A 15,554-nucleotide genomic window follows, 5' to 3' on the forward strand; every position below is an offset into this window, starting at 1 on the left:
GACTTTCCTGAGATCCACCAATCGGGCGCCGCTGTGAGTGCAGCGCGGCCAGCAGGTCGCTTTTGTGCGTATCCGCAGGTGGTGCCCTTGATTCCAGCGTGCCGAGAACGTGCCAAGACGGGACGTCACACGGTGGACAAGAGCACCTGCGGCGGATGTGAAAGAGCGTCTGACCTGGACAGTAGGGAGATGCCGGGACGCGGGATCACAGAGTCCGGCACCCTGGCAGTGTGGGGGTCAGGGGTTCGAGTCCCCTTAGCTCCACTTGAAGGTCAGGCCCGGCAATCGCCGGGCCTGACCTTTTCTATTTCGGGGGGATTTGTTGTCGGATAAGTCGTTGGCTCCGGTGTCACGGGTCCGGGTTGGAGAGGATGGCCAGGGCGGTCTCGCCCTGCGCACGATGTTGGCGTGGTAGCGCCCGCCAGGCGGAATGGTCGGGTACGAGTTGGGTTGCGAGCATGGAGATTCGGCGTCGATCGGAGCCGGCGAAGTCGTCACGTTCCGCGAACGGATCCTCGATGCAGGCCCGCGGCGTCGTAGAGGTGGCGATCCCGATCGCGGGAATCCGTCGTGTAGGCCGCAGCTTTGAGGATCAGGGCCCCGAATGGGCGCGGTACGGAAATGTTTGCGACTATCCCCGCCGCGATCTCGATGCGTGCGTTGATGGTTCGGCGCAGTGCTTGGGTGCCGCCTTCCACGCGGACCATTTCGCGACCACGGAGTCGTTCGACGACCTTGGGTGCCGGATGGTCGGCGATGAGGACGTCGACGTGCTCTTCTGGCGAAACCCCTGCGACGAGATCGACGGTTGTCGTTCCGCGGACGAACCGGTGCGCGGTGTTGTTGCGTGGGTCGATGGACGGCAGCAGACGGTATCCGAGATTTTCGAGGGCGGTCGCCGAGGCTGCCGGGATGCCTCGCTGGGTTTCGATGTGTAACACGATGTCGACGTCGTTGGTCGGGCGAACGATGCCGAGTCCGTAGTGGATCGTGTGCAGTTGGGTCATGAGTCCCCCGACCAGAGTCCATTTGTCGCGTGGGAGCGCGTCGGTCAGTTCGGCGACATTGGGCCAGGGTGGAGGCCAGCCACCGGGCGGGGACGCGACCTCGAGTGTCGGTCGTGGTCGTTGATCGCTCATCGATAGGCTTCCAGCATCTCGGTCAGAGCGCGTTGTCCTACTCCCCGGATGCGCGGATCGAGCGCGGTTGCGGCGTCGAGTGCCGCAACGACGGCGCTTGTGGAGACGAGCTTGCCGACTTGTTCGAAGTCGAAGTCGGTGACGCGCAGGGTGACGTTGCCGGACGGTGCTGCCCGGAGTCGAAGGGTTCGGATGATGTTGTCGAGTTGGTGCGTGGCGATGTAGCCATCGAGATGGTCTTCGTTGATGTCGACGATGCCGAGAGCACCCATGTCAGGGCATACGACGGCCGTGCGAAGTCGAGGTAGCGCGGCGCGGTGAGCTGTAAATACGCGTACATGCGCGCGGTCGCGCACCCGTACTGACAGTTCGCTTGGGTCTGTCAGCTTCCGAAGCGTGCTTCGGATCCGCGAGGTCTGCGTAGGCCCGAGCCAGTCGGCTCGTCCACCCGAGAGAATGGTGATCGCTCCCCATGCAGTGTGCTCCGCCCAAGCCCGGGTGCGACCTTGGCGCTGCGACATTAGATAACGATCCACCGAGTCGCGATCAAGCAGTCCGCGGGTGACTCGCGTCAGGCGTCCGGAATTCGTGAGGCGACGAGCATGTCGAACGGAAACACCAAGCGCTGCGGCTGCTGCTTCGAGGCTGACGAAGTCGCCCTCGTTCATGACAGATAATGTCCCATTCCGGACCTATTCTGTAAAGAGCCGACGGTTCCAAACGATCGAGTTAGATCCAATTCGTTGTGGTCGAGCAGATGGAGCGGTTGCGATCATCGGATGCCACCACCGGGCTGCTTCGGTCGCGTGCCCACCGCCCGGACTGCGATCTCTGGCCCATCTACCAGCACCGCACGGTTCGTATGCTGATCCGTCAGGTCCACCCACCGCCTTCATCATGGATCTCCAGACGATCCAGTGGAATATCCCGATCGGCCTGCTCGACCGGTCGACGCCGAGGTGGTGGCACCGATCTATCCGCTTGGCCCCGAAGCGGACTGGCAGGAGACGACCACCGCGATCAAGCGGCACTACCTCGCCCTCGCCGAAGCCCACGGCGCGGAGAACATCATCGTCTTCGGAGACTCCGCGGGCGCCTCCCTCACGCTGCTGCTCGCACAGGCGGTGCGCGATGCGGGACTTCCACAGCCAAAGGCGCTCATTCTCTTTTCGCCAGCGCTCGACCTCACCGGCGAGGACCCCGATCAGTAAGCCCTGGCACGTCGCGATCCCATGCTTTCCCTGGGCTTGTTCAAAGAAGCGAGTCCCGGTGGCTCAAAGGCCTCGCGCCGTACGACCCGCGAGTCAGTGCGCTGTTCGCATCACACGCCGACTTGCCTCCCTGATCGGGTGCTCCGGACACGCCGCCTACGAAGGACTCGGCGACGGAATGGAAATCCAGCGGCATGCAGCCGCATCGGTGCCGGCGACTGCCTGCCCGAGCTACGCTGCAGCCACGGTGTACCGGCTGGTGGCCGGTACACTGGCCAGTGGCTTCGGTGATTGCCGAGGGCGTCCAAGGCCTCTCTGCGGATCTCACATCGCGGTGCCGCCCTGATCCCGCGAAAGGGCGAATGTGGCAACCTCCGCCAACGAAACGACCGACCAGCCTCCATCGGATGTCGACTCGGTAAGCGTCGAAACCGATGCGCCGGAAGAGGATTCAACCTTCGAGGTCGCAGTCGACCCAGCGGAGCGAGGTGGTTCCGGGGATGATTCCGACTGGGAGGACAGCGAGTCCCCGGCGCTGCGACGGGCGCGCAAGGAAGCCGCGCTCACGGCCGGTGGGGATTCGACGCGCGCGTATCTGAAGCAGATCGGCCGTGTTCCCCTGCTGTCTGCGGAAGAAGAGGTGGATCTGGCGATCCGGATCGAGGTTGGACTGTATGCGGCGGAGAAGCTGCAGGAGGAGCTCGAATCGGAGTCCGGTATCACCGCCGCGCGTCGCCGCGACCTGACCTGGGTCGTGCAGGACGGCGTCAAGGCCAAGAACCACTTGCTGGAGGCGAATCTGCGCCTGGTGGTATCGATCGCCAAGCGGTACACCGGACGCGGTATGGCCTTTCTCGACCTGATCCAGGAAGGCAATCTGGGCCTCGTTCGTGCGGTCGAAAAGTTCGATTACCGCAAGGGATTCAAATTCTCGACCTATGCCACCTGGTGGATCCGGCAGGCGATCAGTCGCGCCATGGCCGACCAGTCCCGCACCATTCGCATCCCGGTGCACGTGGTGGAGATCATCAACAAGCTCGGACGCGCCCAGCGTGCGCTGCTGCAGCAATTGGGCCGCGAGGCCACGCCCGAAGAGCTCGCGGAGGAACTGGACATCACACCCGCGAAGGTCCTGGAGATCCGGCAGTACGCGCGTGAACCGATCTCACTGGATCAGACGATCGGCGACGAAGGTAGCAGCCAGCTCGGCGACTTCATCGAGGACACCGAGGCTGTCGTCGCGATCGACGCCGTGTCGTTCACCCTGCTGCAGCGCCAGTTGCAGTCGGTGCTCGACACGCTCAACCCACGGGAAGCAGGCGTGATGCGCCTGCGCTACGGCTTGGATGACGGGCTGCCCCGGACCCTCGACGACATCGGGAAGGTCTACGGCGTCACGCGTGAACGAATTCGCCAGATCGAATCGAAGACCATGTCGAAGCTGCGCCATCCGTCACGCTCACAGGCCCTGCAGGACTACCTCGACTGACCGATCCGCCCACAGGCGCCGCGCTCGTCATAGCCGTCGCCTGGGACGAATGCCGCGTCTTGTCAGTGGGGTGTGGACCGAATGGTGAGGGGGCCGCCGCGTTCAGGGGAGGACATGAGCCAGTTGCTGGCGATGGCGAGCATGGCGGTGTTCGCGCTACGTAAATCGGTTTCCAGCCTAGCGACCAGATCGCGCAGATCGATACGGGCGGAACCTACTTGCAACAGCGTGGATTTGGTGTCCTCGATAACGCCGCGTAGCCGGTCGAGTCGCTGCAGCACATCCAACAGGTTCCGCACCACGTCATCACCGAGGGTCAGAAATGCTGCCACCCCCGCATCGTCATCGGTGAGATCGCCGGCCCTCTCGTTCAGCGCCGCGTTCAGACATGCCCGGCGTGAGCCGGTAGCGTCGTCCTGCGCGCTCATCTCCCGCACCCCGGCCCCGGCCAGGTGGATAAGGAACGAAAATTGTTGTAGAGCAGCGTCATTGCGACGCTCCCGTCTGACCATGGACTGGCCGGCTGAAGGGTGATGGCACCGTCTGGACGGCGGCACGCGAGCAATCACCGCTATATCCACGCTATACCCTCTCCGCGCCCATCCAGCCCCCGCCTGCGAACCGGGCCCGAACGACGCTTGTCGCGCCGCGGAGCCGAGAGGCGTAGGCACATCGGCGGTCGCGGCGAATCGAACGGCTCATAGCGACGAATTGCGTCTATCGTTGATGCAGAGGGGTTTCACCGCTGCCGAACCTGTCCAGGCCCTTTCGGACCATCTTCCTCAGTGGTCGTCACGAGAGGCACGATCGGCGATGGGCGGCAGCTGGCATAGCACCGACGCCGTGATGGTGACCGTCGCAGAAGCGGCCATAGCCATCACGGGACTGGACTGGGTTCATGCTGTAGCGAGCCTGCCCAGCATCGACTCACCCGACATGCAAGCGTGGATCAACCGCCAGCACAACACGACCGACCAACCCGACCACACCGTCGTCACCCCCAACGACGTATACTCCGACAGGCTACGTCCACTGCCACACCGGCAGATCTGCGTCCCCCCAAGCGAATACGCCACATTCACCGCTCTACTCACCGAGCGTGAACGCCACACAACCACCACTCGTACTGCGCGGGACATGCTCGGTTGATCACCCACCACATCGTTCAGGCCGTAACCGCCACTGCCCGAAGCCTGAACAGTGCACCCCAAGGTTTGCCAACGCAGCCTGCCGGGAGAAGATCTCGATACCTCTGCGCGAAGTCGGCTGGAGCGCAGGCGAAGTCGCCGAGAGTCGACGAGATCGGCGATCGATGCCTGCGAACCGATGCTGCCCTGGTGTAGGTGACGGAATTCAAGTTCGCAGATGCCGCGGACTCGTATGAGCTGTGCTTCATCGACGCGAGTGCCGCCGACCGGCTCGCCGACATCTCAACTGCCATTGGCCGCGGCTTGTCGGCGTGCCGCACACGCTAGAGCACGGTTGAACATGCTCATTTGCCGCCCTTCGGAGGCCAAGAGCTCGATGGTCAATATGTCCGTCGCTCCTGGGCCGGTTCGGTCCTGGCAGGTCGCCCAGCCGGCGCGAGCACGGACGGCGACACCGGGTCCCGCGGTGCAGCGCGAAGTCGGCGACACTCAGCACCCGCGGTGTCGGGTGAGTGGGATCGGGCAGCGCCCGGATCTGCCGCAGCAAGGTCATCCGGCTCACCCGCGCTGCCAGATGTCCGGTCAACCGAGCGCCGGCGCGGCCACCCAACGCCAGCGCGACCGCGCACAACACCCGCTGCAACAGGAGTGTCCGCCGACCGTAGCGGGCGGCCAGTTGCGGCACCTGCTCAGCGAAAGTCCGCCTCCCGCAATCGAAGTTGTCGCAGAACAACCTGCAGACCCGCAACGCGATCACCACTTCCCGGCCGGTGATCGAGGTATCGGACATCCGCCGCCGATAGCGGCTGTGGACCCGTCGAGACGGTACCGAGCAACTCGGGCAATCAACTGGTTCGCCACCCGTGGCGACGTCGATGCACACTGGGGAGTCGACACCATGAACCGCACCGACCTCCAGCCCGTCCAGGTGTGGGAACAGAACCCCTCGACACACCAGGATCAGAACACCAGTTGGCAGTCAATTATCAAGCGCCCCAACACATCCCGAACCGCAATCACCAAGTGTGTGCCAGATCCAGTTTTCGAAGAGCGCTGACAGCTCGACCGAATGAGCAGGACCTCCGAGCCCCGGAAGTAGGGGTTCGAGTCCTCTTAGCTCCACTCCACAGCAGAGCCGCAGGTCATCGACCTGCGGCTCTGTTGCTTTTCCGGCAATGCACGAACCCGGCAGGTGCCCTACGCGGTACCCTACGTTTATGAAGGCCAAAACGAGCGTGTACCTGGATCCCGAGCAGGCTGCCCGTCTCAAGGAGGCTGCCGAAGCGGCGGGGCGATCAGAAGCTGATTTGATCCGCGAGGGGATCGAGCTGGTGCTGTTGCGGTCGCACCGGGCTCGTCGTACCCGTCCGTGGCCGTCGTTCGATTCCGGCGATCCAGGGTTCGCTGCCAATACTGAGGACTTGCTCGGCGAGGCATACGGCGAGTGAGCTTCTTCATCGCCGACGCCTCGGCCATCATCGCCGCCTACGATCGTGCCGCGGAACTGCACGAACGGGCGCGTGAATTCCTCTCCACGTCCGTCGCGGTTGTTTCGCCACTCGTGCTGGACGAGGTCGATCATCTGCTCGTCGCACGGTTCGGAAAAGATCGCCACACAGCCGATCTCGTCCTCGATGACCTGCTCACCTCAGCTGAGGAGGGCGCCGTGCTCGTGCCGCAGGTGGACCGCGATGACCTCCGGGTTGCGCAGAAGATCATCGAGCAGTATCGCGGTCTCAGGCTCGACCTGGCCGATGCGGTCACGGTCGTGCTCGCCGAGCGCTACCTCACCAATGACATATTGACGTTGGACGAGAAGGACTTTCGCGCCGTGCGACCCCTGATGCCCGCTCATCCGTCGTTCCGGCTCTTGCTCCAGGGTGACTGAACCGCCGACAACCGCGGTCGAGTACCCACCGCCCGGATCATGATGTCCGGCCCGTCGACCAGCACCGCGCGGTTCGTATGCTGGTCCGTCAGGTCCACTCGAATTCGATACGACCGGACCGATGTTCCGTTTGCCACTTCCCGATCTTGGTTGTGTGTCAACGAATTCGGCGACCGCCGCCTTTTCCCTTGTCAGTGATGCCCGGGTGTCCCATGTCGGCCTTCGTAACCCAGAGGGTTCGGGTGGCGTCGTCGATCGCGTACCAGATACGTCCACCCGCGGTGACTTCGTACTGCCACTGCTCGAATTCCTCGTCGCCGAGCTTGACCGATTTCAGATCGGCTTTCAGGCGGTGCTGCCGCTGGGGCTTCGCGACGCTGCGGGGGTCGGCGGTGATGTCGACCCGGGCCCGGTCGAGCGCATCGATTGCGTTCCGCTGCATCTCCGTCCAGACGTGCGCCGCCTGGGCACTGTGCAGCAGGATTCGCCACGGCTTGGGGCGCGGGGCTTCGTCGCCGCGCTTCAGTTTGCTCATCCGGTATTTCCAGGCCGCTGTACCTCACTGAAGTCGGCACGCTGGAACGGTCCGGTGAGCTGCGCGACCAGCGATGGATCGGTGTGGATCTCGGCAGTGTGCTTCCACGCGATCAGGTTCCGCATGAACGGCAGGTAGTAGCCGGTGTCCACACCGGCGAGCAGATCGTCGAGCAATTCCGTCACAGCTTCGCTGCGGTGCTCCGGCGGCAGCCAAACCAGCCAGGGCAGTTCGACAGCCAGCACCTCTTCCGCCATTACCCGGTTCGCCTTCGCTACCAAAGCGAGCGACCTGGCCGCGATGCGCAGCGCGCCATCCATCGCCCGATACCGTTCGTCGCGCATCAGCACGACGTTCTCCGCGTCCCGCCGCTCGAGCAGTACGTCGGCATCCTCCAGGAGTGGGAACACCGATGTCTGTTTCCTGATCAGCTCGCTGAAGGGTAGTGACCTCATGCATCCACGATAGCTGACACTGCTGAATTAGTTCAGCTCTTCGAGTGAAGACTCGTCACCGCCTTGCGGGCACCCACCGCGCGAATCGCGACGTCCGGCCTGTCCACCAGCACGGCGCGGTTCGTATGCCGGTACGTCAGGTCCACTTCGACTCACACAGGTTGCGATGTCACGGCCTGGGTCTCGTCCAGACCAAATCTCTTGGCCCCCAGCCTTGGACCTGCGCTCGGCCCGTGCCTTGGTGATCTCAGGGCTGACGTGGATTTGCCCTCCTGCAAAGGAGTTCGATATGTACGTGCCCTCTTGCGGTCCGGGTACCCCCGACTGCAAGAGGGCACCTACTGTCGGGTGCCGCGATCAGCCGAAGGAGCCGGTGCTGGGCTTGGGGGTCGGAGTGGGGGTGGGGGTCGGGGTGTCGGCCACGGTTACTGCCTGGGTGGTGGTGGAACCGGCTACGCCGGTGCGGCCGGAGAAGGTGGCTGCGATGTTGTAGGTGCCCGCGGCACCCGGGGTCCAGACGATCGAGGCGGTGCCGTTCGCGGCGACGGGGATGTCACCGAGAACCTGGTCGCCCGCCTTGAACTGGATGGTGCCGCCCGCTGCCGCCGGGGACACGGTCGCCTGCAGGGTGACGGCATTGTTGACCTGGGCGCCGCTCACCGGGGTGAGCGTGGTGGTCGATACGGCGTCGCTGGACACGGTGACGGCCGGGCCCTTGTCGGTGTAGTTGCCGGCGCCGAGGGAGCCGGTGTAGCTCATGGAGGTCGGCAGCGGGGTGTCGCGGGCGCAGTTGACGCCCACGGTGTACTGCACCTCGAAGGTCTGGGACTTCGGTGAGATGTTCGGGTACACGGGGTATTTGACGATGCTGAAGGAGGCGCTGACCGAGTCCGGGGCCGAGGTGTCGAGCGTGACCTGGTCGCCGCCCATCTTGCCCGAGCCCGCGACCGGAGTCAGGCAGGCGGGGTGCGCGTCTTTGACCGAGTAGATGTACTCGACCGGGATACCGGTCCGCTCGAACATCGTCGTGACGGTGATGGTTTCGCCGGCGATCGGGTTGGTGTCCGAGACCGTCCGGGTGAACTTGCTGTTCCCGTCGGTCCAGGTGACCGTTCCCGATGCGGCCGAGGCCGTGCCGGGGATCGCGGCGACCGCGAAACCGGCCGCCACCGCGAACGCGGCCATCGAACCGGCCGCCCGCCGCATACTGCTGTCCATCATTGTTTCTCCCACAGACATCGGGTGTCCCTCGACACGGTCGTCGAGGGGTTGCCGCACCCGAGTTGGGCAGCATTAGATCACGGTGAAATGGTCAATGGACCAGTTTCTGAAATGATCGTAATTCAGTTTTGGTGAGTGCCGCGGCGGACCAGGTCGTCATGGACCGGTGGGCCCGGCGCGCACGGTCAGCCCGCGTCTGCTGGCGAGCGCACTGTAGACGTTGGGACACAGGATCTCGACTGATCCACTCCCAGTCGCATGGAAACACCTGTGGACGCGACTCCTTGCCTGGAGTGCGCGGCCACGGCAACGGTGCGGACCGCGTGGGCGATGTTGTGCCAAACCACTATCGACCTGGCATATTCCCGAGACGAATCGCAGCTATCCAGGAGTAAGTAACCGCGTTCACTCATTTCGAGTACTGGTCCTGGGGAAGTGCTGATGCGCACTCGGTTTCGCTGTCTCGTCGCGGCCGGGCTGGTCATGGCCGCCACCCTGCTCCTGGTGCCCGGGGCCGCCCGCACCGCACCGGAAAGACACATCGGCGTGCTCGGCGACGATTTTCTCTGGGGTGTGGCGGCCTCCGGATTCCAATCCGAAGGCCAGTCACCCGACAGCAATTGGACCCGTTACATCGAAGACAATCCGGGCTGGGACGGCCTCGGCGATTCCGTCGATTTCCATTCCCGGTTCCGGTCGGATATCGCCTTGGCCGAGAACCTCGGCGTCAAGGTGTTTCGGATCGGCGTGGAATGGGCACGGCTGGAACCCCAACCGGGAGTATGGGATCCGGCCGCCTTCGCCTTCTACGACGACGTGATCGACGCCATCGTGGCAGCCGGTATGCGCCCCATGCTGACACTGGACCACTGGGTGTATCCGGGCTGGGAGGCAGACCGGGGCGGCTGGCGCAATCCCGGCATGGTGCCGGACTGGCTCACCAATATGCGGAAGGTGGTCGACCGCTACTCGGTTCGCAACCCGATCTGGGTGACGATAAACGAGCCGGTCGCCTACATCATGCATGAGGTACGTCAGAACCGGACCGACGCCGATCAGATGCTGAACGAGGTGGCGCAGGCGCACAACAGCATCTACGACTACATCCATCAGGTGCAGCCGAACGCATTGGTGACCAGCAATGTCGGCTACGTTGCCGGGGCGGAGTCGCAGGTCAACGGACCTCTGCTGGAACGCATCGGCGACAAGCTCGATTTCATCGGCATCGACTACTACTTCGGCTACCAACCACCGGACCTCGCCGCTGCGAACACGCCCGGCGGCTCGGCACCCGCCCCGGCGGGAATGTGGGATCTTCCGGTCCGGCCCGAGGGCATCTACTTTGCGCTGCAACACTATTCGCAACGGTTTCCCGGCAAGCCATTATGGATCGTGGAGAACGGCATGCCCACCGAGAACGGGCAACCCCGCGCAGACGGTTACACCCGCTCCGAGCATCTACGAGACACCGTCTACTGGCTGCAGCGCGCGAAGACCGACGGCATGAACCTCATCGGCTACAACTACTGGAGCCTGACCGACAACTACGAATGGGGCTCCTACACACCGCGATTCGGCCTCTACACCGTGAACGTACGCACCGACCCGGCCCTGAACCGCGTACCCACCGACGCGGTCGACACTTACCGCGACATCATCGCCCACAACGGCGTGGCGGCCGAGTACCTACCGGTCCGCGCCCCCGCCGACTGCGAGCTGGTCGATCCCCCAGCCAGCTGCAACGCCCCGGTCACAGCTCCCTGAGCACTACATGGATGACGTTCGAGATTCTGGCCGGCCAATCGGTTACCAGGGAAGCGGCTCGAAAGCTGATCCGCGATGCTCCAAGGGGCATTGGACAAACCGATCCCGGTGAGGCCGGAACCGCTTGTGCGGCAGCGACCTCGTTGTCTTTTCCGGCCCAGCGGATGCCGAGTGTCTCGATCAGCGCTCGAGCCGGCGCAGGATTCAGGTGCGCTGCGCCTCGAGCACCAGGATTGGTAGCAGTAGGGCGCCATTCTCGTCGCGGTCGGGACGGAAGTTGTTCTGGGCAAACAGGTTCGACTGTTGCTCGGTGGGCACTGTCGTCTCCAGTCGATCGGCTCGCAGAGTGGTGATCGCCCAGTTCGGCGGAGCGAACAGGGTGTGCAACTCCGGCTCGGGGATCGGGTACGGGGCGTACAGCTCGGTGTGTTCGGCGGGGGTGAAGCAGAACTGGATCAATCGGCCGCCTGGTTTGATTGCCCGAGCCAGCGCGCTCACGTGGGTTCGGCGCTGCGCCGGATCCAGGCAGTGCAGCAGCGCGCTGCTCACTACGGTGTCGAAACAGTTGTCGTAACCATCCAGCGTCGTCGCGTCGGCGACCTCGAATGTCACCGATATACCGCGCTCCGTGGCACGTTGGCGGGCCTGTTCGATGGCGGTGGGTGCGACGTCGAGGCCGGTTACCCGGTAGCCGAGGCAGGCGAGGTGGACGGCGGTATCGCCGGGCCCGCAGCCGACGTCGAGGACTTCGCCCCGGATACGGCCGGCCCTCTCGAATGCCACGAGTAGCGGTTGCGGCCTGCCGATATCCCATGGCGGTCGCCCGACGATGACGCCCGGGAAGAGTTCCTCGCCGCGGTACAACCGCTCGTAATCGACTGTCGCCGGGTCGATCCGCGGTGCTGCGTTGTCGTTGCTCATCGGATTCGGTCGCTTTCGGAAGTGGCGGTGAGGAACTCGCCCGGCGCTCGGCCGTGAGCGAGCCGCTGCCTGCGGAGAAACAGCAATTGGGTGTCGACGGCCTGCTCATGCGCGTCGAGGAACGGCGCGTAGTGTCGGCCAGGCACGTGGGCGATGTCCGCGTGCGGTGCCGACCTCGCCACCTCGACCGCGAGTTCGGCCGGCGGCTGCCCGCCGCTTTCTCCGAGCCGCCGGAAGTCGAAAGCGAGCACCGTGAACCCGTCGTCGTGGAATCGGCGCGCGAAGGGGGCGGTACCTGGTTCCTTCGTGACCGCTCCGCCTGCCGCCATGACCACGCAGGCGCCGTTGGTGCCGGGGTAGTGCCACGCGGCGCAGTCGACGTCGCAGCTGGCGAACCGCACCCGCACTCGTTCTGTCCTTGTTTGCACCGCGACCTCCTACTTGCCATCTAGTATGACTTCGATACTATATTAATCCCATAGCTTATGGTTTGCGTATTTTTGGAGAGGGATCGGCCTCGGTCCCGATGGGAGAGCACCTCATGAACGCCGACACCAACCGTCGCCTGACCAACGCCGTCAACACCCTCATCGTCGGATTGCAAAGGCGCGGAATCGCTTTCGGTCCAATGCAGTTGCTCACGGTCCGGGGGCGACGCAGTGGGCAACTGCGGACCTCCCCGATCGCGGTGATCGCGCTCGACAGCGGGCAGTACATCTTCCAGGCCTTCCCGAAGGCCGCATGGGTGGCGAACGCTCGGGCCGCGGATACCGTCGAGCTGGCTCGCGGCCGACGGTCCTCGACCGTCCGCCTGGTCGAGGTGCCGGTGGACGAACGACCGCCGCTGCTGCGTCAATTGGTGACCACCAGCCCGGCCAGCGTCGGCAATCGCTTCGTGACTACGGGTCTCGCCGAGACGTCCACTCCGGATGGAGTCGCTGCGGCGGCGCATCGGATCGCGGTGTTCCGCGTCGAGCCGATCTGATCGAATATCATACGGAATCCGTACAAACCGATCGGAAGTAGCGCGTATGAGTTCGACAGCGGATCAGGCAGGGGCTCGGCGCCGCAGGCAGCTCACGGTTGCCGTCAAGGATGCGCTGCGCGACTTGAACATTCAGCTGTCGCTGCTCAACCGCCGGTTCGGCGGCCGAATCGAACTCAGAGACGTCGACTGGACCTGCCTCGACCTCATCAATCGACACGGTCCGTTGACCCCGACCGAGTTGGCGCGCCGGGCCGGCCTGCATCCCGCGACGCTCACCGGAATTCTCGATCGGTTGCAGAAGGGCGGCTGGATCGTGCGCGAGCGCGACCCCGAATCGACGGACCGCCGTGCAGTCGCGCTGCGGGGCGTCCGCGAACGCAATGCCGAGTTGTTCCGGGTGTTCGCCGGAATGAACAACAGGATGGACGAACTGTGCGACCACTACTCCGAGGCCGAACTCGAGGTGATCGCCGACTTCCTCCGCAGAACCGGCTCCGCCGGGCACGAATCAGCCGAGGAATTGGCTGATAGCTGAGAGGAAATCAGATGGACGTGGCCATCAAGATCGCAAGATTGATCACCCCGCTCTCCGCGGGCCTCTACGCGGGATCCCTTCTGACGCTGCTCGTTATCGAGCTGTCCCTGCGAGATTTCGGCGGCTCGATCTACACCCAGGTCGAGCAGATCAATCTCATCGGAATACCCGCCCGCGCCGCAGCGACCGGCCCCGGACGTGCCGCTGCCGCGCACTGATACCCCGGTTCTCACGATCACCACCGCAAGAACAGTGACCGACCCCAGTCGTTCGACGGATTCCGTTGACGCGGCCGGTTCTTAGCGTTGGGCGGGTTCACCGTTCTCGAGGGAAGGCAATGAGATGAACGCCCAAGCTGTACCGGACCGGGAGCTCACCGAGCGGCCAGACGGATATCTGGGACCGAACCTGTCGCCGGTGGGGCTCGAACATCGGGCGCAGTGGTTCGCGGATGGGGTTGTCGCGCTGATGGCGACGCTGCCGCCGAAGGATAACAACGGGGTCATCGTGGGCAGCGCTGCGGCGCTCGTGGTGGATGCGGGAATAACGCCGGCCATTTCGGCACGGATTCAGGCGCAGGCTGCCACATTGACCGATCGGCCGGTGCGGTACCTGGTGAATACGACCTATCACGGTGATCACACGTTCGGCAATGCCGCGTTCCCGGATGAGGTGGTGGTGATCTCGTCGCGGCTGAACAAGGAGAACATGTCCGATCTGGACAACGAGAAGCGGCAGCGGACCGGGAACATGTACGGCGCGGAGGCGGAGTTCGACGCGGTGACCCGCTGGCGCACACCGGATGTGGTGTTCGACGACTTCGCCGAGATCGATCTGGGCGGGCGCGTCGTGCAGCTGTGGCAGTTCGGGCCGGGCAACGGTCCGGGCGACACCGTGGTGTACGTCCCGGATACCCGCACCGCATGGACCGGCAACTACGTTTGTCATGCGGGCATCGCGCCGATGCTGCTGCAGGGCGGGCCGGAGCCCTATCTCGCCTCCCTGCGGAAGATGCGGAAAACACTGCCGGACATGGCGATCGTGGTGCCGGGGCACGGGCCGATGGGCAATGCGCTCGAGGCGGTCGACTGGTTGATCGGATACCTGGAGCAGCTCCGCGACGAGGTCGCCGTGGCGGTTGCCGCGGGAAAAACCCTGGAGCAGACGCAGGCGAAGGTCTCGAATCCGTGGGCGGAGACGCTGGAACCGAGTCTGATCGACGCGCTGGGTGATTACGCGATTCCGGTGGAGTTCGCTACCCAGGGCCTGCTCACGCTGTGCCGGAATCTGCACCGGCTCAATGTGCTGGCGACCTACCGGAGCGCGTCCCGTCCGGTGTGATTCGTGGATGAGGGCGGCCGATTCGGCGCCGCCCCCCAGGCATCGACCCGGCTCCGCGACCTTTCCGCGGCGCACCCTCATGTAAGAAGTTAGGTATCGCATGACCACGCAACGCACCAGTTTGACTCTGAACCAGATCGAGGAAACCCTGCTGATCACACTGTGGGCCAAGGCCCTCGACAGCAGGCTGCGCGTCCCAATGCTCGGCGACACCCGCTCCGCGGAGATCGCGGATCGGATCGACTACGACTTCGACACCTTGAAGATCAAGGCCGCCCTGACCTACGAAACAGCGCTGCGCAGTAAGAAATTGGACGATGCCGTGCGGTCTTTCACCACCGCGCATCCCAACGCGGTGGTGCTCGACCTGGGCTGTGGACTGGATCCCCGAATGGTCCGGTGTCAGCCGACCGCCGGAATCGATTGGTATGATGTCGATTTCCCCGAGGTCGTCGCGATGCGTCCGCAATTCCTCCCGGAGCCTTCCCATCTCGTGGGCGCGGACGTCACCGCCGCGGACTGGCTCGCGGGAATACCGCGCGACCGGCCGGCCATGATCGTCGCCGAGGGGCTGATCCCCTTTTTGCCCGGCAGCTCGTTCCAAGTCCTGACCCATACTCTCACAACGCATTTCGGCACCGGCGAGATAGCCCTCAACGGCTATACCCGTTTCGCCGCGTGGGCGATGAAATACCATCCCACCATCAAGGCGCTCGGCATCACCGCCGCCGCGGGTTTCGACGACCCCCGTGAACCGGAATCCTGGGGCGCCGGGCTGACCCTCATCGACGAGGACTTCCTCACTCGCGCACCCGAAGTAGCCGATTGGCCGCAACCCCTGCGGGGACTCACCCGGACCATGTCCCGCAGCACCGCCCTGTCCCGTCAGGGCGCACGCATCCTGCGCTACCGGTTCTGA

General features: G+C 64.3%; 19 protein-coding genes and 1 pseudogene. 11 read left to right on the plus strand and 9 right to left on the minus strand.

The window, feature by feature from the left end:
- Nucleotides 1–494: 494 nt before the first annotated feature.
- Both ACFXN1_RS26235 and ACFXN1_RS26240 read right to left on the minus strand, forming a co-directional pair.
- On the minus strand, nucleotides 495–1,139 hold the full coding sequence (locus tag ACFXN1_RS26235) for a hypothetical protein (protein WP_379439154.1): 645 nt from the start codon (nucleotides 1,137–1,139) through the stop codon (nucleotides 495–497).
- Nucleotides 1,136–1,807 carry a helix-turn-helix domain-containing protein gene (locus ACFXN1_RS26240; protein WP_379439153.1) on the minus strand — a complete coding sequence of 224 codons (672 nt, stop codon included), beginning with the start codon at nucleotides 1,805–1,807 and terminating at the stop codon, nucleotides 1,136–1,138. The genes ACFXN1_RS26235 and ACFXN1_RS26240 overlap by 4 nt, the downstream gene beginning before the upstream one ends.
- Before the next feature lie 243 nt (nucleotides 1,808–2,050).
- Here ACFXN1_RS26240 and ACFXN1_RS26245 point away from each other — a divergent pair.
- Together ACFXN1_RS26245 and ACFXN1_RS26250 are read left to right on the plus strand one after the other, a co-directional pair.
- A pseudogene (locus ACFXN1_RS26245) lies at nucleotides 2,051–2,350 on the plus strand (alpha/beta hydrolase); the annotation flags it as partial.
- A gap of 364 nt (nucleotides 2,351–2,714) precedes the next feature.
- Nucleotides 2,715–3,839, plus strand: coding sequence for an RNA polymerase sigma factor (locus ACFXN1_RS26250; RefSeq protein WP_379439151.1), 1,125 nt, complete (start codon nucleotides 2,715–2,717; stop codon nucleotides 3,837–3,839).
- 62 nt (nucleotides 3,840–3,901) lie between these two features.
- Here the strand turns inward: ACFXN1_RS26250 and ACFXN1_RS26255 are convergent, their stop codons facing one another.
- Nucleotides 3,902–4,267, minus strand: a complete 366-nt coding sequence (locus ACFXN1_RS26255) for a hypothetical protein (RefSeq protein ID WP_379399677.1) — start codon at nucleotides 4,265–4,267, stop codon at nucleotides 3,902–3,904.
- Nucleotides 4,268–4,682: 415 nt separating this feature from the next.
- On the opposite strand from ACFXN1_RS26255, the gene ACFXN1_RS26260 reads away from it, so the two are divergent.
- Entirely contained in the window at nucleotides 4,683–4,988 is a 306-nt protein-coding gene (locus ACFXN1_RS26260; RefSeq protein WP_379439150.1) for a hypothetical protein, read from the plus strand.
- Nucleotides 4,989–5,231: 243 nt separating this feature from the next.
- On the opposite strand, the gene ACFXN1_RS26265 is transcribed toward ACFXN1_RS26260, so the two are convergent.
- Entirely contained in the window at nucleotides 5,232–5,942 is a 711-nt protein-coding gene (locus ACFXN1_RS26265; RefSeq protein ID WP_379463688.1) for a transposase family protein, read from the minus strand.
- A 262-nt stretch (nucleotides 5,943–6,204) separates the two neighbouring features.
- Between ACFXN1_RS26265 and ACFXN1_RS26270 the strand changes: the two genes are divergently transcribed.
- Both ACFXN1_RS26270 and ACFXN1_RS26275 read left to right on the plus strand, forming a co-directional pair.
- Entirely contained in the window at nucleotides 6,205–6,435 is a 231-nt protein-coding gene (locus ACFXN1_RS26270) for a ribbon-helix-helix domain-containing protein (protein WP_379439147.1), read from the plus strand.
- The gene (locus ACFXN1_RS26275) at nucleotides 6,432–6,875 is read left to right on the plus strand and encodes a PIN domain-containing protein (RefSeq protein WP_379439145.1); all 444 of its coding nucleotides are present in this window, start codon (nucleotides 6,432–6,434) and stop codon (nucleotides 6,873–6,875) included. Before ACFXN1_RS26270 ends, ACFXN1_RS26275 begins: the two co-directional genes overlap by 4 nt.
- Before the next feature lie 157 nt (nucleotides 6,876–7,032).
- Here ACFXN1_RS26275 and ACFXN1_RS26280 read toward each other — a convergent pair whose 3' ends face one another.
- The 3 genes from ACFXN1_RS26280 to ACFXN1_RS26290 form a co-directional block, all read right to left on the minus strand.
- On the minus strand, nucleotides 7,033–7,410 hold the full coding sequence (locus ACFXN1_RS26280) for a hypothetical protein (RefSeq protein ID WP_379439144.1): 378 nt from the start codon (nucleotides 7,408–7,410) through the stop codon (nucleotides 7,033–7,035).
- Nucleotides 7,407–7,865, minus strand: coding sequence for a hypothetical protein (locus tag ACFXN1_RS26285; RefSeq protein WP_379399673.1), 459 nt, complete (start codon nucleotides 7,863–7,865; stop codon nucleotides 7,407–7,409). Before ACFXN1_RS26285 ends, ACFXN1_RS26280 begins: the two co-directional genes overlap by 4 nt.
- A gap of 357 nt (nucleotides 7,866–8,222) precedes the next feature.
- Entirely contained in the window at nucleotides 8,223–9,086 is an 864-nt protein-coding gene (locus tag ACFXN1_RS26290; protein WP_379399667.1) for an Ig-like domain-containing protein, read from the minus strand.
- Between the two features lie 441 nt (nucleotides 9,087–9,527).
- On the opposite strand from ACFXN1_RS26290, the gene ACFXN1_RS26295 reads away from it, so the two are divergent.
- Nucleotides 9,528–10,850, plus strand: coding sequence for a family 1 glycosylhydrolase (locus ACFXN1_RS26295; RefSeq protein ID WP_379439142.1), 1,323 nt, complete (start codon nucleotides 9,528–9,530; stop codon nucleotides 10,848–10,850).
- Between the two features lie 204 nt (nucleotides 10,851–11,054).
- On the opposite strand, the gene ACFXN1_RS26300 is transcribed toward ACFXN1_RS26295, so the two are convergent.
- Both ACFXN1_RS26300 and ACFXN1_RS26305 read right to left on the minus strand, forming a co-directional pair.
- Nucleotides 11,055–11,771: a class I SAM-dependent methyltransferase gene (locus ACFXN1_RS26300; RefSeq protein ID WP_379439140.1), complete on the minus strand. Its 717-nt coding sequence runs from the start codon at nucleotides 11,769–11,771 to the stop codon at nucleotides 11,055–11,057.
- On the minus strand, nucleotides 11,768–12,199 hold the full coding sequence (locus ACFXN1_RS26305; protein ID WP_379439139.1) for a hypothetical protein: 432 nt from the start codon (nucleotides 12,197–12,199) through the stop codon (nucleotides 11,768–11,770). Before ACFXN1_RS26305 ends, ACFXN1_RS26300 begins: the two co-directional genes overlap by 4 nt.
- A 113-nt stretch (nucleotides 12,200–12,312) precedes the next feature.
- Here ACFXN1_RS26305 and ACFXN1_RS26310 point away from each other — a divergent pair, with 113 nt between their 5' ends.
- The 5 genes from ACFXN1_RS26310 (at nucleotide 12,313) to ACFXN1_RS26330 (ending at nucleotide 15,554) form a co-directional block, all read left to right on the plus strand.
- Nucleotides 12,313–12,756, plus strand: coding sequence for a nitroreductase/quinone reductase family protein (locus tag ACFXN1_RS26310; RefSeq protein ID WP_379439137.1), 444 nt, complete (start codon nucleotides 12,313–12,315; stop codon nucleotides 12,754–12,756).
- A 46-nt stretch (nucleotides 12,757–12,802) separates the two neighbouring features.
- Complete coding sequence (locus tag ACFXN1_RS26315; protein WP_379379002.1) at nucleotides 12,803–13,294, plus strand: MarR family transcriptional regulator; 492 nt, start codon at nucleotides 12,803–12,805, stop codon at nucleotides 13,292–13,294.
- 11 nt (nucleotides 13,295–13,305) lie between these two features.
- A complete protein-coding gene (locus ACFXN1_RS26320) occupies nucleotides 13,306–13,512 on the plus strand; it encodes a hypothetical protein (RefSeq protein ID WP_379439136.1) in 207 nt (68 codons plus the stop codon).
- Nucleotides 13,513–13,636: 124 nt separating this feature from the next.
- Nucleotides 13,637–14,635 (plus strand): MBL fold metallo-hydrolase, encoded by a 999-nt coding sequence (locus ACFXN1_RS26325; protein ID WP_379439134.1) that lies wholly within the window; start codon nucleotides 13,637–13,639, stop codon nucleotides 14,633–14,635.
- Between the two features lie 100 nt (nucleotides 14,636–14,735).
- Nucleotides 14,736–15,554: a class I SAM-dependent methyltransferase gene (locus ACFXN1_RS26330; RefSeq protein ID WP_379439132.1), complete on the plus strand. Its 819-nt coding sequence runs from the start codon at nucleotides 14,736–14,738 to the stop codon at nucleotides 15,552–15,554.

It is taken from the genome of Nocardia sp. NPDC059154 (genome assembly GCF_042755705.1).
GTDB lineage: Bacteria > Actinomycetota > Actinomycetes > Mycobacteriales > Mycobacteriaceae > Nocardia.